General features: G+C 60.9%; 1 protein-coding gene. It reads right to left on the bottom strand.

From position 1 onward, the window contains the following. A partial coding sequence (locus tag CWB98_RS23185) for an Ig-like domain-containing protein (protein WP_138546951.1) occupies nt 1-606 on the bottom strand: 606 nt, incomplete at both ends.

Below are 606 nucleotides of genomic sequence, written 5' to 3' on the forward strand. Positions count from 1 at the left end.
CTCAGCGTCCAGTTACCTGAGCTGTCGGCGGTCACGGTGCGGCTCACGGAGCTATTGTTGTCCGTGATGGTCACGGTCACGCTGTTGCCCGCTTCCGCACCGGAACCCGCGATCAGCACGTCGTTGTCTTCCGCTGCATTGACAATACCATCAGTTTCAATCGGCGTGGTGATGGTGACCGCTGAAGGTGCAGCATTGTCGAGCGTAATCGTTTGCGTCGCTGCCGTGGAGGTGTTACCCGCCGTATCCGCTTGGGTCGCCGACACCGTCAGCGTGCCATTGTTCAGGCCACTGACATCCAGCTCACTGCCGCTCAGCGTCCAGTTACCTGAGTTGTCCGCAGTCACCGTGCGGCTTACCGAGCTGTTGTTGTCCGTGATGGTCACGGTCACGCTGTTGCCCGCTTCCGCACCGGAACCCGCGATCAGCACATCGTTGTCTTCGGCCGCATTGACGAGCCCGTCGGTTTCAATCGGCGTGGTGATGGTGACCGCTGAAGGCGCCGCATTGTCAAGCGTAATGGTTTGCGTGGCTGCGGTGGAGGTATTGCCCGCCGTATCCGCTTGGGTCGCCGACACCGTTAGGGTGCCATTGTTCAGCCCGCTG

This window comes from Pseudoalteromonas rubra (assembly GCF_005887115.1).
Classification (GTDB): Bacteria; Pseudomonadota; Gammaproteobacteria; order Enterobacterales; family Alteromonadaceae; genus Pseudoalteromonas; species Pseudoalteromonas rubra_F.